Here is a 19,728-nt window from a genome sequence, read left to right on the forward strand (position 1 = left end):
ACCAACAGGAGGGCAGCGCGGTTGCGCTGCCTTTCACCGGGGGTTCAAACCTGCCGCGTTCCGGTTTATGGACAGCAAAACCGCTGCCGCAAAGGATGCCCGCATGATCCCCTCGTCCTATCCCTCCAAAGAAGAAATCGCCCGCCTGTCTGCCCGGATGCTGCTGGAAATCGGCGCGGTGAACTTCAACACGGATGAGCCCTACACGCTGGCCTCCGGCCTGCCTTCTCCCTCGTACATCGACTGCCGCAAGCTGATCTCCTTTCCGCGCATCCGCACCACGCTGATGGATTTCCTGACGGTGACCGTGATGCGCAACGCCGGTTTCGAGGCGTTTGACAATATTGCGGGCGGCGAAACTGCCGGCATCCCCTTTGGCGCGCTGGTGGCCGAGCGCATGGCGCTGCCGATGACCTATGTGCGCAAGAAACCCAAGGGCTATGGCCGCAATGCCCGGATCGAAGGGGTGATGACCGAGGATCAGCGCGTGCTGCTGGTGGAAGACATGACCACCGACGGCGGCTCGAAACTGTCCTTTGTCGATGCGATCCGCGAGACCGGCGCTGCTTGCGGCCATACCGCGGTGATCTTCTACTACGACATCTTTCCGGAAACCACCAAACGCCTGGGCGACCACGGGGTTGAGCTGCATTACCTGTGCACCTGGTGGGATGTTCTGGCCGAAGCCAAGGCGCAGAAAAGCTTCAGCGACGAGACCCTGGCCGAGGTGGAAAAATTCCTGAAGGATCCGCGCGCCTGGCAGGAAGCGCATAAGGCCTGACCGGATGACGGGTGGAAACGCCCACCCCGCAGGGCGGGCAACCTGCCTGCCCTTCTGCCGCTGCCAGCGGCATGCGCGCAATTCCGCCTAACGCAAGGTCAAGCGTTACAGGGCGGGCTGTGGAAAAGCCTGCTCCGAATCGTTTCCCTTGAGGCGGGGCGTGCAGATCTAGGGGTCTTCCCAGAACACGCCGCATCATATAGCCTGCATAGGACAGGTTTGCTGGCCCATTGCGGTAAACAGCCCACAGCCCCTGCGCGGATATCCACAGGGAATCCACAGAGATTCCCAGATAGGAGAAACCCCGTCTGCGCCGTATAAGGCTGGCCTAACGACGAGAGCAGTGATGAACGAGATTACCCCTTTCGACGGCGACATGCCTCCGCCGGCCCCGATGCCAGACCAGATGCCCGGGCCCGCTCAGGCAGAACAGGCAATGCCGGACAATGAGCTGCCGCATTCGGTTGAAGCGGAGCAGCAGCTCTTGGGCGCGATCCTGACCAACAACGAGGTCTACGACAAGATCGCGCTGATCATCGACTCGTCGCATTTCTACGATCCGGTGCATGCCCGGATCTATGAGGTGGCCGCAGCGCGCATTTCCAAGAACGCGCTGGCCTCGCCGGTGACGCTGAAAGCGTTTCTGGAAGACCACGAAGGGCTGAAGGAACTGGGCGGGCCGGCCTATCTGGCCAAGCTGGCAGGCGCATCCATTTCGGCCTTTGCTGTGCGGGACTACGCACAGATGATCTATGACCTGGCGATCCGGCGCGAGCTGATTGCCCTGGGCCAGAGCATTGCAGACAAGGCGCGCCGCGTTGACGTGGCGTCGGAACCAAAAGAGCAGATCGTTGAGGCGGAGCAGTCGCTTTACCAGCTGGCCGAGCAGGGCCAGACGGAAAGCGGGTTCAAATCCTTCCTCAAGGCCGTCACAGAAGCGGTCAATGTGACTAACGAGGCCTATCAGCGGGGCGGCGGCATGGCCGGCATCTCGACGGGCCTGATGGACCTCGACAAGCAACTCGGCGGCCTGCATCCCTCGGACCTCCTAATCCTCGCGGGCCGCCCCTCTATGGGGAAAACCTCGCTGGCGACCAACATCGCCTTTAACGTCGCCAAGGCTTACAAGCGCGGGGTGAAACCCGATGGTTCTGAAGGCGCCGTGGACGGCGGCGTGGTGGGTTTCTTCTCGCTCGAGATGAGCGCCGAGCAGCTGGCAGGGCGTATTCTGGCCGAAGCTTCTGAGATTTCCTCGCATAAGATCCGTCAGGGCGACATGACCGAAGGCGAGTTCCGCCGCTTTGTGCAGGCGGCCAAGGATCTGGAAAGCTGCCCGCTGTTCATTGACGACACGCCTGCGATCCCGATCTCGCAGCTGGCGGCGCGGGCGCGGCGCCTGAAGCGGACCCACGGGCTGGATCTTCTGGTGGTCGACTATCTGCAGCTTTGCCGCGGCATGTCGGACAACCGGGTGAACGAGATCGCAGAGATCTCGATGGGGATGAAGGCGGTTGCGAAGGAGTTGAACATCCCGGTGATCGCGCTGTCGCAGCTGTCGCGCCAGGTGGAAAGCCGCGACGATAAACGGCCGCAGCTGTCGGACCTCAGGGAATCGGGCTCGATCGAACAGGACGCCGACGTGGTGATGTTCGTGTTCCGCGAGGAATACTACAAGGAACGGGAAAAACCCGGCGATCACGAGCTGGAGAAGATGGAAGAGTGGAAAGAGGCGATGGAGCGCCTGCACGCCAAGGCCGAGGTCATCGTCGGCAAGCAGCGTCACGGCCCCATCGGCACGGTCGAGCTGTCGTTTGAGGCACAGTTCACCCGCTTCGGCAACCTCGCCAAATCCTGGCAGCAGGAGCCAGAGGGCTATTAAACGCTTCTGGACCCGCCGCAAATTTATGGCCGGTGCCGCAAGCGCCGGTCTTTTGCCATCCGCCGGAGGGCTTGCAATGGCTGGCGAAGAATTCCGGGTGCCGCCTGAGGAAGCGCCGCATCAGCTCACGTTTATGCAATGGCCGGTGACGCCAGAGGTCTACGGCACCGGGCATTACCGCAGACAGGTGCAGACCGTGATTGCCAGGATTGCCAATACGGTCGCGGAATTCGAACCCGTGGTGATGCTGGCCGCGGCCGGGGCGCATGGACGCGCCCGCCGCATGCTGTCCGGCAAGATCGAGCTGTGGGACATTCCGGCGGATGATCTGTGGTGCCGCGACTCCGGGCCTTTGTTTGCGCGCGACGGCAGCGGCAACCTGTCGGTGCGGCAGCTGAACTTCAACGGCTGGGGCCGCTACTGGCTTCCCGATGACGAGAAGATCGCCGCCCGCGTGGCTGAGCGCCTGGGACTGCCGCTCTATGACAGCGGCATCGTGGGCGAGGCCGGCGGGGCGGAGGCCGACGGGCATGGGCTTTTGATGGCCAATGAAAGCAGCTGGGTGAACGCCAACCGCAATCCCGGCCTGTCGCGCAAAGAGGTGGAGCAGGCGCTGCTGGCCGCCTACGGCGCCGAGCGAATGATCTGGGGCAAGGGCGTCAAGGGCCAGGATGTGACCGACGACCATATCGACGGGCTGGCGCGCTTTACCGGCGAAGGCCGGGTGCTGATGATGCTGGACGCAGAACCGCTGCCGGGGGATCCCTATGATGCTTCGGCCCGCAAGCTGCATCGCAAGCTGCTGGATCAGGGCCTGCAGGTAGACACCTTGCCCTGGCCTGAATACGGCCGCATCGAGGACCCGGAAAGCCAGGGCAGCTATGTGAACTACTACGTCTGCAACGGCGGCGTCATCGCTTCGGAAAGCGGTGACAAGCATACTGATGCGCAGGCAGCACAGGCGCTGCGCCGCCACTACCCGGACCGCGAGCTGGTGATGCTGAATACTGACCTGCTGTCAGAGCTGGGCGGCGGCATCCATTGCGCCACGCAGCAGATGCCGGCCTGAGGCGCTGCCAGCCCGGCACAACCTTGAGCGCAGGCAACTATTGGCCGGTGCGGCGGGTTTTCCCACTTGACCTGCGGCCTTTCCATGTCATGAACACCGCATGAGCACGGCAAAACTGACAATCAACCTGGATGCGCTGGTGACCAACTGGCGCAATCTGGATGCGCTGACCGGCTGCGAGACCGCCGCTGTCGTCAAAGCGAACGGGTATGGCCTGGATGCAGGCCGGGTGGGAACCGCATTGGCCAAGGCGGGCGCCCGCAATTTCTTTGTGGCCGCGGCCGAGGAAGGCGGCGCGCTGCGCCGCGCATTGGGGCCCGGCCCCGGCATTTCGGTGTTTTCCGGCCATATGGACGGCGACACCAAGCTGCTGAAAGACTTCCAGCTGACGCCGATGCTGAACTCGCTGGATCAGATGCTGCGCCATTTCGAGGCCCTGCCGGGACACCCCTTCGGCGTGCAGCTGGACAGCGGCATGAACCGGCTGGGCATGGAGCCTGGTGAATGGGCCGCAGTGGCCGAGATTGCCCTGGGCCAGAACCCGGTTCTGCTGATGTCGCATCTGGCCTGTGCTGACGAGCCTGACCACGCAATGAACGCGCGGCAGCTGGCCAGCTTCCGTGAGATGACGGATGGATTGGACGTGCCCCGTTCGCTAGCTGCCACCGGCGGCATTCTGCTGGGCAAGGACTATCACTTTGACCTGTGCCGCCCCGGTGTTGGCCTGTACGGCGGGCTGCCGTTCAAGGACGCGGTGCCGGTGGTGCATCTTGATCTGCCGGTCATTCAGGTCCGCGATCTGGAACCGGGCGAAAGCGCCGGCTACGGCAATGCCTGGGTGGCCAAGCGCCCCAGCCGCATCGCCACTGTTGCCGCGGGCTATGCCGATGGCTTGCACCGGGCAATGGGCAACGGCGGCATCAAGGTTTTTGCCGGCCAGACGCCCTGCCCCGTCGTCGGCCGCGTCTCGATGGATCTGATCACCGTTGACGTGACGGATCTCGCCGAGGTGCCGGAAGCGCTGGCGATCCTCAACGAGCAGCAGACCGTCGACATGCTGGCCGATGCGGCCGGCACCATCGGCTATGAAATCCTGACCTCCACCGGCCACCGCTACGCACGGACCTATCAGGGATGAACCCAATTGCCCTCCTGGCCCGGCTGGGCCGCACCGCCTTGGCCGGGATGGCGGCGGTCGGGCGCGCGGCGCTGTTTGCGCTTGGCGCCTTCAGCCACATGCTGCGCCCGCCCTATTACCCGCGCGAGTTCTTTCAAGCGCTGCTGAACATCGGCTGGCTGTCGCTGCCCGTCGTGGGCCTCACTGCGATCTTCACCGGCGGCGCGCTGGCGCTGCAGATCTACGCCGGCGGCGCCCGTTTCAACGCTGAAGCCGTGGTGCCGCAGATTGTCGCCATCGGCATGGTGCGGGAACTTGGCCCGGTTCTGGTGGGCCTGATGATCGCCGCTCGCGTCACCTCTTCCATCGCGGCCGAGATCGCCACCATGAAGGTGACCGAGCAGATCGACGCGCTTGTGACGCTCTCCACGGATCCGATGAAATACCTGGTGGCGCCGCGGGTGCTGGCCGCGCTGATTACCGTTCCAGTGCTGGTAGGCGTTGGCGATATTATCGGCATCATGGGCGGCTATACTGTCGCAGTGCAGAACCTCGGCTTCAACGCTGCCGCCTATCTGAAGAACACGGTCGACTTCCTGGAAGCGCTCGACATCATCTCGTCGCTGACCAAGGGCGCTGCCTTCGGCACCATCGCAGCACTTATGGGCTGTTACTACGGCATGCAGTCGGGCCGCGGCGCCCAGGGCGTGGGCCGCGCCACCAAGGGCTCGGTCGAATCCGCAGCCGTGCTGATCCTGGCCGCCAACTTCATTCTGACAGGGGTGTTTTTCTCGCTATGATCCGCATGGAAAACGTCCGCAAAGCCTTTGGCGACAATGCTGTGCTGAATGGCATGAGCCTGGAAATCCCCAAAGGCACCTCGATGGTGATCATCGGAGGCTCCGGCACCGGCAAGTCGGTGGCACTGAAAAGCATCCTGGGGCTGATCCATCCCGACAGCGGCGAAATCTACGTCGACGGCCGCCCCTCCGGTTCCGGCGACCGCGACAAGTTCCTGGCCCGCTTCGGCATGCTGTTCCAGGGCGCGGCCCTGTTTGACAGCTTGCCGGTCTGGCAGAACGTCGCCTTCCGCCTGCTGCGCGGCCACCTGAAGCGCCCGGCAGAAGAGGCGCGCGAGATCGCCATCGAGAAACTGCGCCGCGTCGGCCTGAAAGCCAATGTCGCCGACCGCTACCCGGCAGAGCTGTCGGGCGGCATGCAGAAACGCGTCGGCCTGGCCCGCGCCATTGCCGCCGAGCCTGAGATCATCTTTTTCGACGAGCCAACCACCGGCCTCGACCCGATCATGTCCGGCGTGATCAACGACCTCATTCGCGAGATCGTGGTGGAGATGGGCGCCACTGCGATGACCATCACCCACGACATGACCTCGGTCCGTGCCATCGCCGACAATGTGGCGATGCTGCATGGCGGGGTGATCCAGTGGACCGGCCCGGTGGCCGAGATGGATCAATCAGGCGATCCTTACATGGAGCAATTCATCCACGGCCGCGCGGAGGGGCCGATTGAGGCGGTGCGGTAAGGCATGGCTGAGGATTGCCTTCCGCTTCATAACCTTCTTGGCTCCGCCCCGAGCCCTTATGCGGTTGCGATGTCCTATATCATCCTGGCCCTGCCTGTTGCCGCAGGCCTTTCCCTGACTGCAAAGCGGCTGAACGGGCAAGCCTCGTCCCGCATCGCAATCGGGATCGCCTCTGCACTTCTCTGGTCCGTCCTGCTGGCGGCAAATTGGGTATCGCCCGGGTTCAGCAGCCGACTCCTGCCGCAAGGCCTGAACACATTGGTTTTTGTGCTGTTGTTCGCCAGCACCATGCTTGACTGGACCGTCCAGGCGTTTCGCAGCAAGCTGCGCCCGCGCCTGAACGATGCATTTGTCCTCCTCCTCATTGCCGCCCTGCCCGCAATGGGCTACGCCGCGTCCAACTCTGCAAGACCGGTATGCGAAGACAGCTTCCAGTAAGAAGCCTTGCCCCCCTTTTCACCTTCTCCAAATACTCCCGCCGGAGGCGTCCTTCACAGGGCCGCAGAAGCCTCAGCAGGAAAGGTTTCCGGTGTTTTCCCCCTTTCCAATCCGGTGCAGAAGGCCCAAGTCTTGGCGGACCAAATATACGAGCCGCCATGATCCTCCGCCTCCTCACCCTGTCGCTGCTGATCCTCTACCCTGTCGCCTGGTTTGCCCCCTTAATGCGGGCGGGGCTGCTGCCGATCTTCGGGCTCAGCGAAATTTCGGTGATCACCGGGCTGCAAAGCCTTTGGGGCAGCGACGCGGCGCTGGCGCTGATTGTCACCTTCTTTGCGATCTTTGCCCCCTACCTGAAAACCATCGGGCTGGCGCTGGTGCAGTGGGATCTCTTGGATGCCAAGGTGCAGCCGGTGCTGCATGTGCTGGGAAAGCTGGCAATGGCGGATGTGTTCCTTATTGCGCTTTACATCACACTGGCCAAGGGCATTGGCCTTGCGACCATAGAAACTGCCTGGGGGCTCTACATGTTCACCGTCTGCATCGTGGTGTCTCTTGTACTCGGCATGCTGACCGAGCGCGCAATGCGCCTCCAAAATTAGGGGCTCTGCCCCCGGCCTGCGGCCTCCCCCGGGGTACTTAAGACCAGAAAGAAGCTGCTTCTTTTTGGTCACAAATACCCCGGAGCGCGAGGCAGAGCCTCGCATCCGCCGGGGCAACAAACGCAGACACTTGAACAAAAGGGAAACATCTGCCAGTGATCCGGCATGGCTAAAACATCATTCTCCTGCTCCGCCTGCGGAGCCAGCTTTTCGAAATGGTCGGGCCGCTGCGAGGGCTGCGGCGAGTGGAACACCATCAGTGAGGATCAGGGGCTGTCCTCCGGCCCCGCCAAGAAGTCGCTGGGCGTCAAGCGCGGCCGCACAATCCCGCTGACCGATCTGTCGGCACGGGAAACGCCGCCGCCGCGGACCTGCTGCGGTGTTGGCGAACTGGACCGGGTGCTGGGCGGCGGGCTGGTGCAGGCTTCGGCCATTCTGGTGGGCGGCGATCCGGGGATCGGCAAATCCACCCTGCTGTTGCAGGCGGCGGCGCGGTTTGCGCAGGCAGGCGTCAAAACCGTTTATGTGAGCGGCGAAGAAGCCAGCGCCCAGGTGCGGATGCGGGCGCAGCGCCTGGGGCTGGCGGATGCGCCGGTGCAGCTGGCGGCGGAGACCAACCTGCGCGATATCCTGACGACGCTGGAAGCGGAAAAGCCGCAGCTGGCCATTATCGACTCGATCCAGACCATGTGGGCCGATCATGTGGACAGCGCGCCGGGATCCGTCAGCCAGGTGCGCGCGGCGGCGCATGAGCTGACCACCTTTGCCAAGCGGCACGGGATTTCGGTGATCATGGTCGGCCATGTCACCAAGGAGGGACAGATCGCAGGCCCCCGGGTGGTCGAACATATGGTCGACACCGTTTTGTATTTCGAGGGCGAACGCGGCCATCAGTTCCGTATCCTGCGCGCGGTCAAGAACCGCTTTGGCCCCGCGGATGAAATCGGCGTCTTCGAGATGACCGGCGGCGGCTTGAGCGAGGTGATCAACCCTTCCGCGCTGTTCCTGTCGGAACGCGGCGAACCTTCGCCTGGCTCGGTCGTGTTTGCAGGCATCGAAGGCACCCGCCCGGTGCTGGTCGAGATGCAGGCGCTGATTGCGCCCTCGCCGCATTCCCAGCCGCGCCGGGCGGTGGTGGGCTGGGACAGCTCGCGGCTTGCCATGATCCTGGCGGTGCTCGAGGCGCGCTGCGGCATCCCATTTGCCGGACTCGATGTCTATTTGAACGTGGCCGGCGGCATGAAAATCTCGGAACCGGCCGCCGACCTGGCGGTGGCCGCAGCGCTGCTGAGCGCGCGGGAAGACGTGGCATTGCCCGCCGACACCGTGATTTTCGGAGAAATTTCGCTATCCGGGGCATTGCGCCCGGCACCGCAGACCGAAAACCGGTTGAAAGAGGCGCAAAAACTTGGTTTCACGGCGGCAATAGCCCCCGGCGGCAGCAAACCGATCTCTGTGACTGGCTTGAAGTTACGTAAAGCCAGCGATTTGGCAGGTTTTGTTGGCGAATTCTTCGGGGCCGGCTAAAGTCGCCAAAATTTGAAATCGCAGGCAACGGGCGAGGGACATGGAAGGTTTCACAATCATCGACGGGGTCGTGGCCCTGGTTCTGGTCGTATCGGCGCTGCTGGCCTATTCGCGCGGTTTCGTGCGCGAAGCCATGGCGATTGCAGGCTGGATCGCCGCCGGTGTCCTCGCCTTTATCTTTGCCCCCCAGGTGGAGCCGCTGATGGCGGAGATTCCGGTGATCGGCGAGTTCATTGCCGACAGCTGCGAACTGGCGATCATCGCCGCCTTTGCCGCGGTGTTTGCGCTGGCGCTGATTGTGGTCTCTTTCTTCACGCCGCTGTTTTCCACCCTGGTGCAGCGCTCTGCGCTTGGCGGGCTGGATCAGGGCGCCGGGTTCTTCTTCGGGGTTCTGCGCGGCATCCTTTTGGTGGCGATTGCCTTCTTCCTTTATAATGTGGTGATGACCGGGCAGAGCTTTACCATTGTTGACGAGAGCCGCTCGGCGGAGGTCTTTGAGCGCTTGATCGGCAAGATCGAAAAGCGCAACCCAGAAGAGGCTCTGGGCTGGGTCACCGCGCAATATGAGGCGCTGATCGGCACCTGCGGCCAGTAATTCCTAGGTTTTACCACCTTCAGCTGAACACACGGGCGCCTCATTGGCGCCCGTTTTGCTTTGAATTCAAAGAGTTCACACAGTTATCCACAGGATCCGGAGGGCAAAGATTAATCACGATCTCCAGCGTTAACCCTTTGTTAACCAACGAGAATCGCGATTCGTGCAGACCGTGAGGCAAGCGTCAAAACCGGGGAAGATATTAACAAATCCTCATCTGGCCCCTCTAAATGGTTAACAATCCCCCGGAAAAACCGGGTTTTGTCCCCAAAAAACCGCCCCATCCCGAAATGGGACGCAAGCCTGCCCCAATTTGGTCCCAATTCAGCGGCTTGATGGCTTCAACGGCAAAACGCCGGGCTAGAAAAGCTCAGAAGGGACGAAACGATGCAGCTGGATCACTTCACACATTTCGCTGACTACCAGCCGGTTGATGTGCTGCTGCTGACCAATCCGCTGCCGCAAAGCCTGAAGCCGGCCCCGGCGCCGAAACGCGAGCGTCTGCGCAGCGGCGGCTTCCTGCCTTCTACCCTCGTCGAGACCGAAGAGGGCTTTAAGCAAGCCCGCGACGTGAAGCCCGGCGACATGGTGTTCACTTTCGATGGCGGCGCCCAGGAAGTGAAATCGGTGAAACACGCGGTGCCGCGCCTGACCACCTGCATGCATGTTCCCGCCGGCGCCCTGGGCAACGACACCGACCTGATGCTGCCGTCCGACCAGAAAGTGGTGCTGGAAATGGAAACCGCCGAGCGCCTGTTCGGCCTGCCGGTTGTCGTTACCAAGCTGATCGCGCTGTCCGGCTACAAGGGCATCACCCCTGCCGCTCCGGAGCGCCTCGGCCGCATCCATTTCGAATTTGAAGAAGAAGAGCTGGTCTGGGCCGAAAGCGGAATGCTGCTGCCCGCAGGTGATGCGGCAGAGGACTCTGCCTTTCACCAGCTGTCCCTGTCCGAGACCCGCCAGGTGCTGGCAAGCGACGAAGGCCGTGCCCTGGCCGAGACCGGCATGGGCGAGGAAGACGCCCGCCTGCCCAGCGCCCTGGACAACCTGCTGGACCGCATTCTGGCGGCCTGACCGCCATCTGATCCCAAGACTTCCCTCCCCCCTCGGGCCCGCCACTGTGCGGGCCTTTCCTTTGCGGTGTACCCAGGCCAGCGGCTGCCGGACCCGGTTGCGAATGCCAAGCTGACGAAAATGTGATACGATGCCAGGCGGGGCGTGAGCGGGCCGGACGGTGCGGCATCCTGCCCATGGGCGGTGCGTTTCTCCACCCCAGGGAGAGTATCCATGCCAAGATTTATTGTGACTGGAAGTTACACAGGGTCTGCCATGAAGGCGATGATCGAGAGCCCCAGCGACCGCGAGGCAGCGGCGCGGGCACTGATCGAGGCAGCTGGCGGCACGCTGGAAAGCTTTCATTTGACCACCGGCGACAGCGATTTTGCAATCATGGTGACCATTGATGACGCAACCGCCCTTTTGGCGGGCCTATTGGTCACCGGCGCCAGCGGCGCGGTCAGCAATCTGAAAACCCAGCGCGCCTTTACTGCGGCTGAGTTTACCGCGATGCAGCAGAAGGCCGGTCAGATCGCCAACGCTTACAAGGCGCCCGGTGGCTAAGCCTCTTAGGCTGCGCCCGCCGCATAGATATGTGTGGCGTCCCTTGCTCCGGTTCTGCGAAAGCCAAGCGTTTCATAGAACCGGGCAGCTTCTGCAGTGGAGGTCCGCAGGCGGATCGTTTGAAAATCCTTTGCGCTCTGTTTCAGCAGCTCATTGACAAGCAGGGTCGCGACGCCACGGCGTCTCGCGGCCTTTAGAACATAGACATGCCGGACACGGCCCATTTGCTCTGCCGTGTAAGGATCCCGGCTGATGCCGCCGCAGGCAACCAGTGAAGTGTCCTGAAAAACGCCGCAGAAGCGCTCCCCCGCCTTCTGAAAGCAGACGCTGCCTGCGTCTGCTTCGGCGATCATCCTGTCCACGAACCGGAAACCCTCCAGACGCGCTTCCGCCGCCAGATGGCGGAGCAGGCGGGAATTAGGGTCAAGGCGGCGGATAGCGGAGTTGGGCAGCATGTCCGCTGGCTACCACCAATGCGTGCCGCAGTCAGCACCGTGATTTCCAAGGGCCGTAAACCTTTCAGCAAATGCCTTCGAAACGCAGCAACGCTGCTTGCGGCAGCGCTCTGCGATCTGTTCCGCTGCCGCCGGTTTCAAGATCCGGCCTGTCGCTTCCATCTCAGCCATAGAGATCCCGGAGACCTAGCGTCATCGCAAGGCGCCCTGCTTGGGCGGCGTCATGGTACCGGTCGCTGCCGGGCCAATCCGGAGAGCAATCACGTTGAGCAATCACAGCGTCGCCACCGAAGACACCACCCTGAAAGGGATCACCCTGCTGGTTCTGGGCCTTGCGGTGTTTTCACTGCAGGATGTCATCATGAAGGTGTTCAGCAGCCAGATGGCGGTGCAGGAAGTGATTTTCCTGCGCGGGCTGGTGACATTGCTGCCGGTCGGCCTTGGTCTCTATCTGACGGGCGGGCGGCGGGCCTTTGCGACACGGCGGCTGGGGCTTTCCTGCCTGCGGGGGCTGGCCGGGTTCATCTGCTTTTCAACGTTTTCCATGGCGCTGGCGGTGCTGCCGCTGGCGGATGCGATGCCGCTTTACTACACCGCCCCGCTGTTTGTGGTGATGTTCTCGATCCCGCTCTTGGGGGAGACTGTTGGCTGGCGCAGCTGGCTGGCGATCTGCACCGGCTTCATCGGGGTGGTGTTTGTGGCGCAGCCCAGCGCAGACGGCATCGAGCCCGCGATGATCCTGGCGGTGATCTCGGCCTGCGCCTACAGCGCCCAAAGCCTGCTGGCGCGGATCCTGGCACCGACCGAGAGCGCGTTGCGCATGACCTTCTATTCGATGCTGACTTTTGTGGCTCTCAGCGGCGCCTTGGGGCTGGTCTTTGGCAGCGGCTGGACGGACCGGTTCGATCACCCCAGCGCCCAGTATATGTTCCGCGCCTGGAGCTGGCCGGACCTCGCCCAGACCGGCCTGATCGTGGCGGTGGGTCTGATTGCCGCCGCCGGGTTCTACTGCATCAGCCAAGCTTACCGGCTGGGCGAGGCCAGCGCCGTTGCCCCGTTCGAGTACAGCTCGCTGCCGGTTGCGGTGCTGTGGGGCTGGCTGTTCTGGGGAGACATTCCAGGCAGCCAGACGCTGATCGGCAGCACCCTGATCGTTGGCGGCGGGCTGTTCATCCTGCACCGCGAAGTTGTGAAGCGGCGCCGGTCCCGCCGGCCGGCCGCCGTAAGCTAGGGACGCGCCGGGGCCTCCCGCCGGATTGTACGGCTGCGAAATCCCGAGCGGCCTATGTTATCTTTGCACAAGCTGGACTATGAGAGCCCGGAACGGATTGCTCCCGGGCCGCCGCGCCCCGGCCTCCTACGAACCTGGAACCCTATGAACAGGACACTTTCGCCATGACTGCCAGCAAACGCATTGCCCTCTCCAGCGACCACGCCGCCATCGAGCTGCGCCAGGCCGTTGCCAAGCATATCGCCGCCAACGGCTGGGAGGTGGAAGACATCGGCCCGACCAGCCCTGAAAGCACCCATTATCCCAAGCACGGCGAGGCAGCGGCACGGCTGGTGGCCTCGGGCGACTGCGGGCTGGGCATTGTGCTCTGCGGCACCGGCCAGGGCATCATGATGGCCGCCAACAAGGTGAAGGGCATCCGCTGCGGCGTGTGTTCGGACACGTTCTCGGCTGCGATGATCCGCCAGCACAACAACGCCAACATGCTGTCGATCGGCGCCCGTGTGGTGGGTGAAGGCCTGGCGCTGGAGATCGTTGACGCCTTCCTGAACGCAAACTTCGAAGGCGGCCGCCACGCCACCCGCGTCGAGATGATCGAGGCGCTGGAGGGCTGACGCCCAAAACCCGCAGGCGGCTGTCTGAGGCTGCCTGCGCATTTGCAGCCGCCGCGCTGCAGCAAGGATTTGTGATCCTTTGATGACAGATCGCAAGAAAGCCTCTATGTGGGGGCCGGAACAGGAAACGGATTCGGAGCCTCACCGCCTTGCCGCTGCTGCAGACGCTGCCCGCCTGCCATCGTGAACACGCCCCCGCGCGCCTCGCGCGTGCTGCCGTGCACCCGAATGGCACTATGGCCCCGGCCCGTTCCCAGCTCTGCGGCCTTGGCGGACCCAGGGCCTCCCGGTTGGCACGCGCATTGGGAAATGCGCTAGACTGCCAGCCGAGCCGCTTCCAGCAGCAACCGAACAGCAAAGCCTAAGTGGGATTGGAGCCAGCCAATGTGCGGGATTTTGGGGATCGCAAGCCGGGACACGGATGTCTTTGCGGAGATATATGACGGCCTACTGATGCTGCAGCACCGCGGCCAGGACGCCTCGGGGATTGTCACCTACACCGGCGAGTTTTTCCGCGAGCGCAAGGCCAACGGGCTGGTCAAGGACGTGTTCGGGCCTTCAGATGCCGAGACTCTCACCGGCCGCACCGGCATGGGCCATGTCCGCTACCCCACTGCGGGCTCGCTGAGCGCGTCCGAGGCGCAGCCGTTCTTCGTGAACGCGCCTTACGGCATCTACCTGGTCCACAACGGCAACATCACCAACACCGCCGAACAGCGCGAGAAGGTGACCGGCAAATACAGCCGCCACCTGCGCACCACGTCGGACTCGGAAATCCTGCTGAACGTGCTGGCTGACAAGGTGGCCGATGCGATCAAAGTGAACGGCAACGCCGAGCCGATCCGCAACATCTTTGCCGGTGTGAAGATGACCATGGAACGGATCCAGGGCGCCTATTCGGTGATCTGCATGATCGCCGGTGTCGGCCTGCTGGCCTTCCGCGACCCGCATGGCATCCGGCCGCTGTCCGTCGGCAAGCGCCCGGCGCAAAGCGGCGGCGAGGATTTCTGCTTTGCCTCGGAAGACGTGGCCTTTGGCATCAACGGCTTTGAGAAGATCCGCGATGTAAAGCCGGGCGAAGCGATCCTGGTGGATCTCGACGGCAACATGCATGAATTCCAGGCGGTCGAGGGCAAGCTGACGCCCTGCATCTTCGAATACGTCTATCTGGCGCGCCCCGATTCCATGATGGACGGTGTTTCGGTCTACAAGACCCAGCTGCGCATGGGCCAGGCGCTGGCCAAGCAGATCCAGGAGGCGGGCCTGGAGATCGACAGCATCATCCCGGTGCCTGATTCGGCCCGCCCGGTGGCGCTGGAAGTCGCCAATGCCACCGGCATCCGCTACCGCGAAGGCCTGGTGAAGAACCGCTACGTCGGCCGCACCTTCATCATGCCCGGCCAGGCCGAGCGGCAGAAATCGGTGCGCCGCAAGCTCAACGCCATTCCGCTGGAGTTCAAGGACCGCAATGTGCTGCTGATCGACGACTCGATCGTGCGCGGCAACACCATCAAGAAGATCGTGCAGATGTGCCGCGAAGCCGGTGCCAAGAAGGTTTATATCGCCTCCGCCTCGCCGCCGGTCGTCTATCCGAACGTCTATGGCATCGACATGCCCACCAAGCATGAGCTGATCGCAAACGGCCTCAGCATCGAGGAAATCCGCGAAGAGCTGGGAGCGGACGCGCTGTTCTACCAGAAGCTCGAGGACCTGATCTGGGCGGCGCAGGAAGGCAACCCGGACATCCAGGGCTTTGACTGCTCCTGCTTTGACGGCAACTACATCACCGGCGTCACCGAAGAGTATCTGGACGCGCTGGAAAACAGCAGCCGGGTGAGTGCGAAGATCAAGGACATGCCGGCGCCGGGCGCCTCCTGGAACGCCTCCAAACTGGCCGCAGGCTGACACTGCTCTCCTCCCGGGCAGGGAGGGGTTTGAACTTCCGGCGGCTTCCGCGTATGAGGGCCGCCAACTGTGCATCGGGGAGGCGCTGGCCGTGACGGCCCGCGCCTTTTCCTATGCTTTTCGACGAAAGGCCGCCCCTTGGACCCGCATCTCGCCCGCATGCTGACTTCCCCGCGCCAGTGCCGCTGCTGCGGCGCAACCTTTGCGCAGCTGCTCAGCCTGTCCTGCGACCGGCCCGACATCTGTCCCGAAGATATGGAGGTCGAGGACAACTCCGCGGTGCTGGCCACCCGCGGCGATATCCTGACCGATGATTTCTGCCGCCTTGGCGATCTGCGCTTTATCCGCGCCGTGCTGGCAGTGCCTTTGGCGAACAGCCGCGGCGAGGAGTTTATCCTCGGCACTTGGGCCAGCCTCAGCCGCGATGATTTCGACGCCTATCTCGACCTGTTCGAGATGCGTGAGACCGAAAAGCTCGGCGACCGCCCGGCCTGGCTCGCCAATGCGATCCCGCCGGACATGCCGATGCCCGCGGGCTGCATGCTGGAGATGCGCCCCGGCGGCCAGTACCCGGAGCTGAAGGTGAGTGAGCAGAACCACCCTTTGTATCCGCTGCAAAAGGACGGCGCCTCGCTGGAGGAGCTCCTGGAGCTGCTCTATGCCTATGGCCACGACCTGCCCTCGCTGGTGTTTGACGCCTGATTGGTGCCAACCGGCGCTTTTCCACTCAGCCCGGGCCAGCCGCCCGCAGTTTCCCGCCGATGCAAGAGGCACGGCCTTGCACCCGCACGCCCCCTTCCCCAGATACGCCCGGACCATTTGGGGATGGACGGTATGGCAAACGCAAAAGCAGCAGACGGCACCTCTGCCAAGGTGGCCGGTCTCGCAACCCAGGACAACGCGGTGAACCGCAGCAACCTGAGCCTTCTCGGGCTGTTCGGCCCGGAGGACAGCCTGACGGCCCTGGTCCGCCTGCCGTCCGGCCGCACCCGCAAGGTGACCCGCGGCAGCCGCCTGTCATCCGGCCGGGTGGTAGCGATCGACGCACAGGGGCTGGTGTTGAACTCAAACGGCGAAACCAGACGCCTGGCGATCCCCGGCAGCTGACCCGTCCCCCTTTTCCGGCATAAATTTCCTGAAAGGAATTTGCCGAGAGTTTTCGAAAATTCCTGGCCGGCGGCACCGCCCCTGCGGTTTGCCGGCCAAACCGCTCCGCTGCCTCTTGACCTGCCCGGGGTCCCGCCGCATGAAGACAGCCATGACAGAAAAGCTTGCTCTTATCACCGGCGCATCACGCGGCCTTGGCAGTGCCCTGGCCGAAGCGCTTGCGCCCACCCATCACATCGTGGCAGTGGCCCGCACTGCCGGCGCTCTCGAGGAACTCGACGACCGGATCAAGGCCGCTGGCGGCAGCGCCACTTTGGCGCCGATGGACATTACCGTGCCCGAAGCCATGGCAACCCTCTGCCGCGGCATCCATGACCGCTGGGGTAAGCTGGATCTGTGGCTGCACACCGCGATCCATGCCACTGCTCTTTGCCCGGCGCCGTCAGTGGCTCCCAAAGACTGGGCCAAGGCCGTGGCCGTCAACGCCACTGCCACGTCAGTGCTGATCCCGTATATCGCGCCGCTGCTGGGCCAGCGGGGCCGTGCGGTGTTCTTCGACGACGTCCGGGCCGGAGAGAAATTCTACGGAACCTATGGCGCCACCAAAGCCGCGCAAATGGCACTGGCCCGCAGCTGGCAGGCCGAATCCGAGCGGACTGGCCCGCAGGTCCGGATCCTGGAGCCGCAGCCAATGGCCACCGCCCTGCGCGCCCGCTTCCATCCGGGCGAGGACCGCAATGCCCTCACCCCGATCCAGGACGAGGCCGCACGCCTGCTGCCGCAGATCCTGGCAGACTGACACCCGCAGCCTGCCCGCGCCGCGCGCCAGCGCGGCGCCCGGCCCAACGCTTGAGACGGCATCTTTGATCCAGTTCCAAGGGGCGGGAGCCCGCCCTCTCCCTGCTTGACGCCCGGCTGCTGCTGCGCCTAGCCTGCCGGCGGACAGGAGACTGGCTGATGCGCGATTTTGCCTTTTACCGCCGGATCACCGGGCAGAGCCGCCTGCAGCGGATCTACAACCGCGCCGCTGCCGGCTGGGAGGCAGGCATCGCCACGCTTGGTTATCCCGAAGCCTACCGGCAGCTGTGCCATGCGGCACTTGCCAGCCTCCCCGTGACCGAACCCGAGCGGGTGCTGGATGCAGGCTGCGGCAGCGGGGCGATGTCCGCCGCACTCTTGCAAGACCTGCCGGCCCCACCTGAGCTGCATCTGCTGGATCTGTCCCCGCAGATGCTGGCGGAAGCTGCAGCCCGGCTGCCGCTGGAAACCATCCGGCACCAGGGCATGCTTGGCGGCGGCCCTCTGCCTTGCCCGCCGTTCTCCCGCATTCTTTGCGCCCATGTGATCGAGCATTGCCCCGATCCCCTGCCGCCGCTGCAATGGCTGCATGAACATCTGGCCCCTTGCGGCCAGCTGATCCTCGTGGTCTCCAAGCCGCATTGGTGCACCGCGCTGCTGCGCTGGCGCTGGGGCAATGCCGCTTACCACCCTGAACAGGTACTGGGCCTGCTGCAGCAAAGCGGCTTCATCAATGTTGAAATCCGCCCCAACCGCAAAGGCCCGCCGTCGCGCACCTCCTGCGGCTACCTGGCACGGCGGGCCTGACCGGGCTGCTGCCCGCCCCCTGTTGCTTCTCTGCCCGGCTTCGGGACGGATACCGCAGCAAACCGCGAAAGGCTTGCCCCCTGCACAGGCAGGTCCTATTCAATCCCAAACGCGGTTGAAACTGGCAGGCAGCACCACCCATGCGCATTCTGATCACCAATGACGACGGCATCAGCGCCGACGGGCTCAAGGTCCTTGAGGCCATCGCACATGAGGTTGCAGGCCCCGATGGGGAGGTCTGGACCGTGGCGCCCGCCTTTGAGCAATCCGGCGTCGGCCATTGCATCAGCTATACCCGCCCCACCATGCTCAGCCAGCTCGGCGAGCGCCGCTTTGCAGCCGAAGGCTCGCCCGCCGACTGCGTGCTAGCGGGACTGCATGTGGTGATGCAGGGCGCCAAGCCGGACCTGGTGCTGTCGGGTGTGAACCGCGGCAACAACTCAGCTGAAAACGCGCTTTATTCCGGCACTCTGGGGGCCGCAATGGAAGCTGCGCTACAGGGCGTCCCGGCCATGGCCTTGTCGCAGTACTACGGCCCCGCCAACCGCGATACGGAGAACCCGTTTGAGGCCGCGGCCGTCCATGGTGCCGCGCTGGTCAAGAAGATCCTGGCCACCATGCCGCCGGACCAGCAGGACTACCGGCTGTTTTACAACATCAACTTCCCGCCGGTTCCTGCCGCTGGTGTCAAAGGCACCCGGGTGGCCACCCAGGGTTTCCGCCGCGGTAGCCATTTCGCAGCCGAGCCGAAGCTGTCGCCCACCGGGCGGCGCTACCTGTGGATCCGCGGCGGCGACCAGCAGGTCCAGACGCTCCCCGGCTCCGACGCGGCGCTCAACATGGACGGCTATATCTCGGTCACCCCGATGCGTGCAGACCTCACGGCGCGCGATGCAATGGACGCACTCAAGGCAATCGAGTGAGCACAGGCATGAGCGGCCCCGATCCGGAAACCAAGATGCAGTTTGTCTACTCCGTGCGCTCGCGCGGGGTGACGGACCAAAAGGTGCTGGAGGCGATCGAAGAGATCGACCGCGGGTTGTTCGTGCGCGGCATCTTTGCCCAGCGCGCCTACGAGGACGTGCCGCTGCCGATTTCTTGCGGCCAGACCATCTCGCAGCCCTCGGTCGTGGGGATGATGACCCAGGCGCTTCAGGTCTCGCCGCGCGACACGGTTCTGGAAGTCGGCACCGGCTCCGGCTACCAGGCGGCAATCCTGTCGAAACTGGCGCGCAGGGTCTATACAATCGACCGCCACGCCCGGCTGGTGCGCGAGGCGCGGGCGGTGTTCGATCAGCTGCGGCTGGCCAATGTGACCTCGCTGGTGGGCGATGGCAGCCACGGGCTGACCGAGCAGGCCCCCTTTGACCGTATCATCGTAACCGCCGCCGCCGAAGACCCGCCCGGGCCCCTGCTGGCGCAATTGAAACCCGGCGGCATCATGGTGCTGCCAGTGGGGCAGTCGGACCATGTGCAGACCCTGATCCGGGTCCGGAAGTCCGAAGACGGCCTGGACTATGACGAGCTGCGGCCGGTACGCTTTGTGCCGCTGCTGGAGGGCCTGGGCAAGGACAGCTAGCGGGCGGCGCAAGCCTGCCCGCACTAGGAATTTCAAGAATCCTTGGCAAGTTGCGTCAACG

The 19,728-nt window shown here is 63.8% G+C and carries 22 protein-coding genes; 21 read left to right on the forward strand and 1 reads right to left on the reverse strand.

Features of this window, described 5'->3' with window-relative positions:
• Positions 1-103 precede the first annotated feature (103 nt).
• The 12 genes from RA19_RS12900 (at position 104) to RA19_RS12955 (ending at position 11,171) form a co-directional block, all read left to right on the forward strand.
• Positions 104-781 (forward strand): orotate phosphoribosyltransferase, encoded by a 678-nt coding sequence (locus RA19_RS12900; protein ID WP_039163414.1) that lies wholly within the window; start codon positions 104-106, stop codon positions 779-781.
• A 346-nt stretch (positions 782-1,127) separates the two neighbouring features.
• Positions 1,128-2,660: a replicative DNA helicase gene (locus RA19_RS12905; protein WP_039163163.1), complete on the forward strand. Its 1,533-nt coding sequence runs from the start codon at positions 1,128-1,130 to the stop codon at positions 2,658-2,660.
• A 76-nt stretch (positions 2,661-2,736) separates the two neighbouring features.
• A complete protein-coding gene (locus tag RA19_RS12910; protein WP_241479063.1) occupies positions 2,737-3,729 on the forward strand; it encodes an agmatine deiminase family protein in 993 nt (330 codons plus the stop codon).
• 100 nt (positions 3,730-3,829) lie between these two features.
• The gene (gene alr / locus RA19_RS12915) at positions 3,830-4,867 is read left to right on the forward strand and encodes an alanine racemase (RefSeq protein WP_039163166.1); all 1,038 of its coding nucleotides are present in this window, start codon (positions 3,830-3,832) and stop codon (positions 4,865-4,867) included.
• Entirely contained in the window at positions 4,864-5,646 is a 783-nt protein-coding gene (locus RA19_RS12920) for an MlaE family ABC transporter permease (protein ID WP_039163168.1), read from the forward strand. Before alr ends, RA19_RS12920 begins: the two co-directional genes overlap by 4 nt.
• Entirely contained in the window at positions 5,643-6,389 is a 747-nt protein-coding gene (locus RA19_RS12925) for an ABC transporter ATP-binding protein (RefSeq protein WP_039163170.1), read from the forward strand. The genes RA19_RS12920 and RA19_RS12925 overlap by 4 nt, the downstream gene beginning before the upstream one ends.
• Positions 6,390-6,458: 69 nt before the next feature.
• Complete coding sequence (locus tag RA19_RS12930; RefSeq protein ID WP_152615757.1) at positions 6,459-6,827, forward strand: hypothetical protein; 369 nt, start codon at positions 6,459-6,461, stop codon at positions 6,825-6,827.
• A 158-nt stretch (positions 6,828-6,985) separates the two neighbouring features.
• Positions 6,986-7,429, forward strand: coding sequence for a paraquat-inducible protein A (locus tag RA19_RS12935; RefSeq protein WP_039163174.1), 444 nt, complete (start codon positions 6,986-6,988; stop codon positions 7,427-7,429).
• Positions 7,430-7,594: 165 nt separating this feature from the next.
• Positions 7,595-8,956 (forward strand): DNA repair protein RadA, encoded by a 1,362-nt coding sequence (gene radA / locus RA19_RS12940; protein WP_039163176.1) that lies wholly within the window; start codon positions 7,595-7,597, stop codon positions 8,954-8,956.
• A gap of 40 nt (positions 8,957-8,996) precedes the next feature.
• Positions 8,997-9,551, forward strand: a complete 555-nt coding sequence (locus RA19_RS12945) for a CvpA family protein (RefSeq protein WP_039163179.1) — start codon at positions 8,997-8,999, stop codon at positions 9,549-9,551.
• 387 nt (positions 9,552-9,938) lie between these two features.
• Positions 9,939-10,625: a Hint domain-containing protein gene (locus tag RA19_RS12950; protein WP_039163180.1), complete on the forward strand. Its 687-nt coding sequence runs from the start codon at positions 9,939-9,941 to the stop codon at positions 10,623-10,625.
• Positions 10,626-10,838: 213 nt separating this feature from the next.
• Positions 10,839-11,171: a GYD domain-containing protein gene (locus RA19_RS12955; protein ID WP_039163182.1), complete on the forward strand. Its 333-nt coding sequence runs from the start codon at positions 10,839-10,841 to the stop codon at positions 11,169-11,171.
• 5 nt (positions 11,172-11,176) lie between these two features.
• Here the strand turns inward: RA19_RS12955 and RA19_RS12960 are convergent, their stop codons facing one another.
• Entirely contained in the window at positions 11,177-11,626 is a 450-nt protein-coding gene (locus RA19_RS12960) for a GNAT family N-acetyltransferase (protein WP_052261780.1), read from the reverse strand.
• Between the two features lie 265 nt (positions 11,627-11,891).
• On the opposite strand from RA19_RS12960, the gene RA19_RS12965 reads away from it, so the two are divergent.
• The 9 genes from RA19_RS12965 (at position 11,892) to RA19_RS13005 (ending at position 19,667) form a co-directional block, all read left to right on the forward strand.
• The gene (locus tag RA19_RS12965) at positions 11,892-12,857 is read left to right on the forward strand and encodes a DMT family transporter (protein WP_052261781.1); all 966 of its coding nucleotides are present in this window, start codon (positions 11,892-11,894) and stop codon (positions 12,855-12,857) included.
• Between the two features lie 164 nt (positions 12,858-13,021).
• Positions 13,022-13,471, forward strand: coding sequence for a ribose 5-phosphate isomerase B (gene rpiB, locus RA19_RS12970; protein ID WP_039163183.1), 450 nt, complete (start codon positions 13,022-13,024; stop codon positions 13,469-13,471).
• Positions 13,472-13,855: 384 nt separating this feature from the next.
• Positions 13,856-15,376 carry an amidophosphoribosyltransferase gene (gene purF / locus RA19_RS12975; protein WP_039163184.1) on the forward strand — a complete coding sequence of 507 codons (1,521 nt, stop codon included), beginning with the start codon at positions 13,856-13,858 and terminating at the stop codon, positions 15,374-15,376.
• A 159-nt stretch (positions 15,377-15,535) separates the two neighbouring features.
• Positions 15,536-16,078 carry a DUF2199 domain-containing protein gene (locus tag RA19_RS12980; RefSeq protein ID WP_039163185.1) on the forward strand — a complete coding sequence of 181 codons (543 nt, stop codon included), beginning with the start codon at positions 15,536-15,538 and terminating at the stop codon, positions 16,076-16,078.
• A 132-nt stretch (positions 16,079-16,210) separates the two neighbouring features.
• Positions 16,211-16,483 carry a hypothetical protein gene (locus RA19_RS12985; RefSeq protein ID WP_039163186.1) on the forward strand — a complete coding sequence of 91 codons (273 nt, stop codon included), beginning with the start codon at positions 16,211-16,213 and terminating at the stop codon, positions 16,481-16,483.
• A gap of 151 nt (positions 16,484-16,634) precedes the next feature.
• The gene (locus RA19_RS12990; RefSeq protein ID WP_039163187.1) at positions 16,635-17,282 is read left to right on the forward strand and encodes an SDR family NAD(P)-dependent oxidoreductase; all 648 of its coding nucleotides are present in this window, start codon (positions 16,635-16,637) and stop codon (positions 17,280-17,282) included.
• Positions 17,283-17,440: 158 nt separating this feature from the next.
• Complete coding sequence (locus tag RA19_RS12995) at positions 17,441-18,088, forward strand: class I SAM-dependent DNA methyltransferase (protein WP_052261782.1); 648 nt, start codon at positions 17,441-17,443, stop codon at positions 18,086-18,088.
• A 140-nt stretch (positions 18,089-18,228) separates the two neighbouring features.
• The gene (gene surE / locus RA19_RS13000; RefSeq protein WP_039163188.1) at positions 18,229-19,011 is read left to right on the forward strand and encodes a 5'/3'-nucleotidase SurE; all 783 of its coding nucleotides are present in this window, start codon (positions 18,229-18,231) and stop codon (positions 19,009-19,011) included.
• An 8-nt stretch (positions 19,012-19,019) separates the two neighbouring features.
• Complete coding sequence (locus tag RA19_RS13005; protein ID WP_039163189.1) at positions 19,020-19,667, forward strand: protein-L-isoaspartate(D-aspartate) O-methyltransferase; 648 nt, start codon at positions 19,020-19,022, stop codon at positions 19,665-19,667.
• Positions 19,668-19,728 lie beyond the last annotated feature (61 nt).

The sequence above is a fragment of the Leisingera sp. ANG-M1 genome (assembly GCF_000813745.1).
Taxonomy (GTDB): Bacteria; Pseudomonadota; Alphaproteobacteria; order Rhodobacterales; family Rhodobacteraceae; genus Leisingera.